The sequence below is a fragment of the Streptococcus massiliensis DSM 18628 genome (genome assembly GCF_000380065.1).
In the GTDB taxonomy this organism is placed as follows: domain Bacteria; phylum Bacillota; class Bacilli; order Lactobacillales; family Streptococcaceae; genus Streptococcus; species Streptococcus massiliensis.
This window is the reverse complement of record NZ_KB904421.1, coordinates 1-7363: the sequence shown is the minus strand read 5'-3', so window position 1 is coordinate 7363 and position 7363 is coordinate 1. Positions and strand designations below refer to the sequence as shown.

General features: G+C 38.5%; 3 protein-coding genes and 1 pseudogene. 3 read left to right on the top strand and 1 reads right to left on the bottom strand.

The genetic code is table 11. The annotated features are described in order from the left end of the window. Positions 1-151: 151 nt before the first annotated feature. Positions 152-5020, bottom strand: coding sequence for a Cna B-type domain-containing protein (locus A3I3_RS0108640; protein ID WP_018372314.1), 4869 nt, complete (start codon positions 5018-5020; stop codon positions 152-154). Between the two features lie 495 nt (positions 5021-5515). On the opposite strand from A3I3_RS0108640, the gene A3I3_RS0108635 reads away from it, so the two are divergent. The 3 genes and pseudogenes from A3I3_RS0108635 to A3I3_RS11330 form a co-directional block, all read left to right on the top strand. Beyond that, on the top strand, positions 5516-6037 hold the full coding sequence (locus A3I3_RS0108635; RefSeq protein ID WP_018372313.1) for a biotin transporter BioY: 522 nt from the start codon (positions 5516-5518) through the stop codon (positions 6035-6037). A gap of 477 nt (positions 6038-6514) precedes the next feature. Beyond that, positions 6515-7093 carry a TetR/AcrR family transcriptional regulator gene (locus A3I3_RS0108630; RefSeq protein WP_018372312.1) on the top strand — a complete coding sequence of 193 codons (579 nt, stop codon included), beginning with the start codon at positions 6515-6517 and terminating at the stop codon, positions 7091-7093. Between the two features lie 107 nt (positions 7094-7200). Next, positions 7201-7363, top strand: a pseudogene (locus tag A3I3_RS11330) (IS1182 family transposase); the annotation flags it as partial.

Below are 7363 nucleotides of genomic sequence, written 5' to 3'. Positions count from 1 at the left end.
GCAATTCTATTTTACCAAGACTATCGCAACCATGCAAAAAAGCAACGGATTTGCCGTTGCTTTTTTTGGAGATAAGGGACTATTGTCCCAGGCTCATTTCCTTTCCAATTACTTCCTAAGAACTAACTGAAAATTAACTCTCTTTTAGAGATTATTTATTTTTACGGCTTACAAAGTACAATCCACCAGTCACTGCCATCAAAGCAAGTCCTGCAACTACTGCTGCGTTAGATGCTTTTTCACCAGTGTTAGGAAGTTGAGGTTTTGGACCTGGTTTTCCTGGTTCATTTGGTTTAGGATCCTGTGGTTTGTTTGGTTCTGGATCCTGTGGTTCATTTGGTTTAGGATCCTGCGGTTTGTTTGGTTCTGGATCCTTTGGCTTATGGTGGTTTACAATGTTATTTCCAATTACTTCAGAAGTATAATCAGTAGGAACATATGCTTCTTTAACTGTATAAACAATCTCTTTACCACCATCTTGATAACGATCAAGACCTGTAAATTCATACTTCCATCCGGTTGCTTCTGAAGCAGTGGCTATTTTACCTGTATCTACTCCGTTTTTCAATAGTTTAACAATAATTGAGTTTGGACGGATACCGTCTTTGTTGTTGGCATCATCCCATATCTTTTGACCTTTGACATCAGTCTTAGCTGGTGTAAGAGTATTTGTAATAGTATATTTACCATCTTTATCTGTAGTAATTGTAGTTTCGTATTCAGTCACAGCAACTTCTTTGACTTTGTACTCAATTACTTGACCATTCTCATACTTAGGAAGACCTTTAAATTCGAACTTCCAACCAGTTTCTGCAGACACTTCCATCTCTGAAACTACTTGTTCGCCTTTAAGGACTTGAACTGTAATCTTAGTTGGACGTTTACCGTCTTGGTCATTATTATCATTCCAAACTTTCATTCCAGAAATATCAATTTTTTCTGGATCATGACTATTAGTAATAGCAAAGTTGTCAATTGAAGATTTATATCCTGCGACTGCTTCTTCTGTCACAGAATATTTAATCTCTGTTACTTCGCCATTAACGTTTTTATATTTTGCAAGTTTTGTAAATTCAACAGACCAAGTACCATCTTGAGCAGCTTGAACTTCTTTCGAATCTACTTTCACACCGTCCGCTAAAAGATTGATTGTAATCTTAGCTGGACGTATGCCATCTTGGTTGTTAGCGTCATCCCAGTTTTTAGTCACTTTAATATCAACTGTATCTGGTGTGTAGCTGTTAGTGATGGTGAAACCTGAAGTTGCATCTCCTGTTACCTTAGATTCATATTCTGCGACTGCGACTTCTTCGATAGTGTACTTAATCGCTTTACCAGCTTTGTTCACATCAAGATCTGTGAAGCTTCCTGACCAGTTGTTCTCTTTATTGAGTTCAAGCGTCTTACCTGTGTCTTGACCATCGGCAATGAGTTTAACGGTGATAGAATCTGGACGTTTGCCGTCTTGGTTATCGGCATCGTTCCATACTTTCTTCACTGGTACTTGAGTCTTGCCTGGTGTGTAGCTATTGGTAATAGTGAAACCAGTTGTCGCATCTCCTGTTACCTTAGATTCATATTCTGCGACTGCGACTTCTTCGATAGTGTACTTAATCGCTTTACCAGCTTTGTTCACATCAAGATCTGTGAAGCTTCCTGACCAGTTGTTCTCTTTATTGAGTTCAAGGGTCTTACCTGTGTCTTGGCCATCTGCTAGTAGTTTAACAGTAATAGACTCTGGACGTTTGCCATCTTGGTTCTCGCCATCATTCCAAAATTTCTTCACTGGAACCTGTGTTTTAGCTGGTGTGTAAACATTAGTGAAACTTGTGCTACCATCACTTGCATCACTGCTGTATTCAACCGTTGCATGCAATTTACCTTGACCATCATCGGTTACAGTTACTTTAGCTGTGACGGTCTTGGCATCGTAGGTGATACCATTCTCCGTTGTGCCAGCTTTTACTTCCTTGATGGTGTAAGTGTAAGTACCTACTTCATCAAATGTCAACTTTGAGAATTTAACTTTTCCGTCAGCACCATTCTTCGCTTTTTCAACGTTACCAACTTGGTCTGTCAATGTAAATTCGAACATGTCAGCTTCGAGATTGCGATTGCTTAGTTTCTTATCTACTTCAAGAACAGCTTTGGCATTTTCAGCCTTATAGGTGTTTTCGAAAGTGCTGTCGTTATTGTCATAGGTAACAGTTGCTTCAAGAGCTCCCTTACCGTTGTCAACAACTTTGATCGTTACTTCGATAGTCTTATTAGAATATGTGATTCCTTTATCAGTTGTCCCAGCATTCTTTTCAACGATGGTGTAATGATAAGTGTCAGCTTTATTGAATTCTAAATCTTCAAACTTAATGTTTCCAGTTGCATCATTTGTTGTTGTTTGAATTGGATCTGTACCATTTTTCTCAAACAAGGCAAATTCGAATTCACCGCCTTTAAGCTGAATTGGTTTATCAGTGTTCTTATTGATGAATGATTTGGTTGCCGAAACAGGAACTTTCGCGTTAGCAGGCTTATAAGTATTGGTGAATGTCTGAATTCCAATATCAGTAGCTGTGTTGAGACCTAGTGATCCAATATTGAGACCAAGATCTAGAGAACCGAAGTTAACAGCAGGAAGTGCTACAGCAGTAATAGGATAATACATTACTGATGCAACCAGCTTACCTTTTCCATCATCTACAACACGTACTGTGACCGGTACTTTTCTACCATCGTAGGTCACACCATTAATGGTTTGACCACCATTTGTTTCAGTGATTGTGTAGTTATAGGTTCCTGCTTTATCAAATGTCAATTCTGAGAACTTAACACTTCCGTCTTGGCCATTCTTCACAGTTTCTTTAACACTATTATCTTTAGTATCAGTCAAAGTGAATTCAAATTCATTTTCTTGAAGCTCTGTTGGACGACCTTTCAGTTCTTTCTTAGCTTCAATAACAGCCTTAGCTGGTGAAGTGCTATAAGTATTGGTGATAGTAAGAGGACCTGTTTGGCTAGGAGTATAGCCGTCTATCGTATCTACAATGAGATTGCCATCTTCATCGACTTCCATCACACTATAAGTGTACTTCACACCGTGCTCATCTGTCGCAGGAAGGTCAGTCCATTCTACAGTTCCATTTGTTTTTGGAACGTCTTTCTTCTCAACACCAGCCACTTCTTCAATCGCTCCACCTTCTGGTGTACGGTACAATTTGAAGTAAAATGTTGGACGAACACGTTCCTGACCGCCAACCCAGACTTTATTAGCCGTAACTTTTATCTTTGGAACTTCATAAGTATTGGTTACTTGGGTCTTATCTGCATTATAAGATACGACATAGTTATTCTCTCCAACTTTGACTTTCTCTCCTTCTTGCAAAGGAAGGTCTGTCTGGTCTTGAAGTTCGCGAACAGAATAAACTAATTCCGTTGTTCCATCGACATCGTACTTAGGTAGTTGATTTTTCCAATTGTAAGTGTAAACACCATTGGACTCTGTCACTTCAGGAGTATAGTTCCCTGAGACAGGTTTTGCATCCGCAACAGTTTGGCCTTTCTTGTGGACATACAAGCCAAGCTTAACTTCTTTGTAGTCAGTCGCTTTTCCGTTTACCCATGTCTTGGTCGCTTCAAAATCAACTGTTACACGTTTGTTAGAGATATTGAGGGGAACACCTTGTCCACCTTTTAACTCCACTTCAAACTTTTCGCTAATTAGCTGATAACCTACTTTAGCAACCTTCTCCTTAACGATATATTTACCATCACTGAGAGCCTTTGAAAGGGCAATTCCGTTTTCATCCGTTACCACGGTATCAACTACTTTATTAGTCGCTTTATCAATGATGTCAAATTTAACATCTTTCAACTTAACAGTCGCATCAGCTTCATCATACTTGACAATCTTGATTTTACCAGCAATATCAGCAGTGGCTGTCGCTCCCACAGCCTTAACCGTTTTTAGGTTGTAAGTTACTGAATCTTTCGTGCCGACTTCTTTGCCATATTTTTTCCAAACCAGTTGCGGCTGATTGTCAATCAGGTACTGGGCTGTATTGGTAATGGTTGAAGTATCTGCTGGTGATTTAACCCAGTACTTCAAATAAAAACTCTTGGTCCCCATATTGGTCGGCATGAGCAACTCAAATCCGCGCTTACCTTTGGTATAGGTCAGCAAGGCTTTGTGGTCTGAATCCGCTTGGTAGACAGCAGGATCCGTTGTGATTTCATATCTATCACCTACCTTTTTAAGACCGGAAGAATTGGTATCTGTCGTCACATATTCTGCTTCATATAGGTTGAATTCAGATTCTATGTAGTTGGCGATGGCTCCTTTAGACATGTCATCTGTGATTTTCACCACAGAATTGCCCATATCTGTCTTGGAACGGTTGATTTTCATTTCAAAATAGGCTTTCGCATCACTTTTATGATTTTCACCATACTTTGTAAGAACTTCTCCTTCAATCGTGGATTGTTCATACTTCTTTATGACATAATTAATGGTAGTCGTTTTACCACCCGGTATGACATAGGTGACTTGTTTCTTGTCTTTTGTCATCGTCTCAACTGCCTGCGCAACAAAATCCCCACGGATATTTTGCTTGCCCTTTATCCCATCATTGAAGATGAATTTCAGCTGGTGATTAGCGTTGTCAACCTCCACAGTTCCCATTTTCTTGCTCGGATTTACAGTCGTATCTATCAAGTCTATGGTCTGATCCTTCAAAGTCAAGTTGTCAGGAACCTTTTGTATAAAGTAGTCCCCCTCCTTGATTTCGTCGGCCATTACACCTGGAAACGAAAACTTACCCGAGAACTTCAGAGCCACGTCCTTTGTGCTCTCACCAATAATAGCCTCCGTCTCACTTCCTGTAGAAGCTACGGTAATCTTCAAATCCTCGAAATGGGCTTTATTGGTAACGTCAGTTGCCGCCTGTGCTTCACCTGTCGGGAAGAACATCATCAAGAGCAAAAGAGGGAATACTAGAAAACCTAGTACTTTCTTTAGTTTATTCATAAAAAATCCTTTCTATTTGATTAAATTAATTGAGAAGTATGTCGCTTCTTACCAGTAGGCAACACCCCTTTCAATTGCAATATTTATCACAAGAATGTCTGTGTGATAGCTGCGTTCGTTTTTTTGATTTGGTTAGCGATACCGCTCAAATAGCTATTTAATTTAATCTTCTGTAGGATTTCTTACTAGACTTACGAATGAAATCTTGCAAAATACCATTCAACAATATTATACTATATTTTGACAATCATGCTGATCAAATCTATTGTTTTTCAAAGAAAAATGTTTACATCTTGTCAATTTATGGCGGGGTTTAATCTACTTTTATTCTTTTTTTGTATAGTTGATAGCTGCAAATGCAAATCCTCAATCTTACAAATCAGGCGAAATAAATCTGTTACCTTGTTTTTTAACTTTGGTTGACTTTTAAAAAGAACTTAGTATAATAGTTACTGTAAAAATAGAAAGAGGTTAACTAATTTAAAAAAAGCTCATATGTACGCTCTTTCTGCTATCAATGCTGAACTGATAGCTGTTCTAGCCCAAATCAGTCTCCCGATTGGTCCTGTTCCATTTACGCTCCAGAATTTTGCAATTGGACTCATTGCTACTGTATTTAGACCTAGGGAGGCCGTTTTCTCCGTTGCCCTCTACCTGCTCCTAGGAGCCATTGGTTTACCAGTTTTTGCTGGAGGTGGTGCTGGATTTCATGCTTTGATTGGACCGAGTGCTGGCTACCTCTGGTTTGACCTCCTGTATGCTGCGACGACTTCCTACCTCACACACAGTAACTATGGACTCGTACGCATCTTTCTCGCAAATCTCCTAGGAGATAGTCTTGTATTTGTCGGTGGCGTTATGGGACTACACTTCTTGGCAGGCATGAGTTTCCAGCAAGCCATCACAGTCGGCGTTCTTCCTTTTATCCTCCCTGATTTTGGTAAAATTATTGCGATCACCATGATCAGTAAACCACTACTCCAACGTCTAAAGAGAGGACCCTACTTTTCACTATAAAAAGTGGACACTGTGTTGGCCTCTCAGGTTTTATCAACTAGTATCAAAAAAACTCTAGTTATGCATCACACATACCTAGAGCTTTTTCATCTTATCTTGCTTTCTTGTTAAGGATTCGGTCACGCCCTTTAATTCCATAAAAATTTATGCTGATATTTTTTGTATAACTGTAGAAAATCATCTCTTAAACCTACGATATTATCTCTACTATGAAAACTAAGTAATCTGACCATTCCTTCCGAAAATATAGGATAAATTCTGCTTTTAAAGTAGAATTTTTTGCATACTTATCTAGATTTATTTTGGATTTTATGGTATATTTTTTTAGTAGAAGAATACAGTGTTATAGTATAAATGCATATAAATATTGTGAAAATACCTGCATCTTCATAGGCAGTCTCTTTCGAAATGTCACATTTTATTTTATATTAAAACAAGAACTGCTCAATATATCCTTAAATGAAAAGGAGGAAGCTTATGACTAGAGATACTCGAGACTCTATCGTTTCTGCTTTTATATCGCTTGCTAATCAAAATCCCCAGTGTAGCTCTTTTACCATGAGCGATATTGCCAAAGAAGCTGGTATTTCAAGGCAAGCTATTTATCAAAAACATTTTAATAACTTTGATGATATTATCAACTATATCCACGAAAAAACCGATCAACATATTTTTCAGATTTTTAGTAGCCACTGTTCAAGTCAGACTGGAAATCCGATCAAGTGCTTTGCTGATTATGCCATCCCTTCGATCTATGAGCATAGAGAGATGATCCGGACGCTTTTTGTAACTCAAGCAGATCCTGGATGGATTGAATTTCTGCGAAATACTTACTCAAAATGGGTTTTGCAAAATGTTCACTATAGTAAGGCATTTCATTTTAGTGAAGCGGATATGACCTATATCATTACCAACATAATTATCGCTTTTATTGAAGCTTGGATTCGCAAGGAAAATCCTACACCTCCTGAAGAGTTTAAAAAAACTTTTCTCCTATTAACAACAATATCTCTTCAAGACTATATGATCCTACAAGAAAAGAGCCTGGGACAATAGTCCCTTATCTCCAAAAAAAGCAACGGCAAATCCGTTGCTTTTTTGCATGGTTGCGATAGTCTTGGTAAAATAGAATTGCACAATAAACCATTTAGAAAGGCTATCCCATGCATATTCACTATAACACAAATCAAACAACTTTACCACTAGAAATCAGTTCTTTCTTGCCACAAGACCATCTCGTCTTTACGATTGAAAAAGTGGTGAATACTTTGGAGGATTGTCACTTCCACGCCTTCTATCATGCCTTTGGTCGCCCGTCTTATCACC

Excerpts from the sequence above, each read along its gene's own strand:
- A3I3_RS0108635 (WP_018372313.1), top strand. The coding sequence starts at position 5,516 with ATGTACGCTCTTTCTGCTATCAATGCTGAACTGATAGCTGTTCTAGCC.
- A3I3_RS0108640 (WP_018372314.1), bottom strand. The coding sequence starts at position 5,020 with ATGAATAAACTAAAGAAAGTACTAGGTTTTCTAGTATTCCCTCTTTTG.
- A3I3_RS0108630 (WP_018372312.1), top strand. The coding sequence starts at position 6,515 with ATGACTAGAGATACTCGAGACTCTATCGTTTCTGCTTTTATATCGCTT.